Here is a 504-nt window from a genome sequence, read left to right on the forward strand (position 1 = left end):
CATGATACAAGGAAGGAGGTGGAAATGCATGACATCACAAGTGTATCAGACGAATTTGTTCGATCCCTCGGACCAGTGGACATCCTTTGCGGCGGCTTTCCGTGCCAAGCTTTTTCAATTGCGGGAAAGCGGCAAGGATTTTCCGATACTCGAGGTACTTTATTCTTTGAAATCGCTCGGTTCGCCACTCTTCTCCAACCTAAGTTTCTATTCCTTGAGAACGTCCGGGGATTGCTCAATCACGAAGGAGGGGCTACGTTCGAGACGATCCTCCGAACGTTGGATGGATTGGGGTATGATGTGGAATGGCAAGTGCTTAACTCAAAGGCCTACGTTCCCCAAAGCCGTGAGCGGATCTTCCTTATCGGACATTCTCGAGATGCATGTACCGAACAAGTATTTCCTATCATTGGATCGTCTTCAACATCTGATCAAAACATCAGAAACTTGGTAAATATCAATCCTTCCAATCGAGGAATGGGTGGCCAAGTCTATGGTTCAGAT

1 protein-coding gene is annotated in these 504 nt (G+C 47.0%); it reads left to right on the forward strand.

Annotation, left to right across the window (positions count from 1 at the left end; all coding sequences use genetic code 11):
* The coding region (locus RV13_RS20535; RefSeq protein WP_143142318.1) for a DNA cytosine methyltransferase at positions 1 to 504 on the forward strand (504 nt) is incomplete at both ends.

The organism is Enterococcus raffinosus (genome assembly GCF_001886185.1).
Classification (GTDB): Bacteria; Bacillota; Bacilli; order Lactobacillales; family Enterococcaceae; genus Enterococcus_A; species Enterococcus_A raffinosus.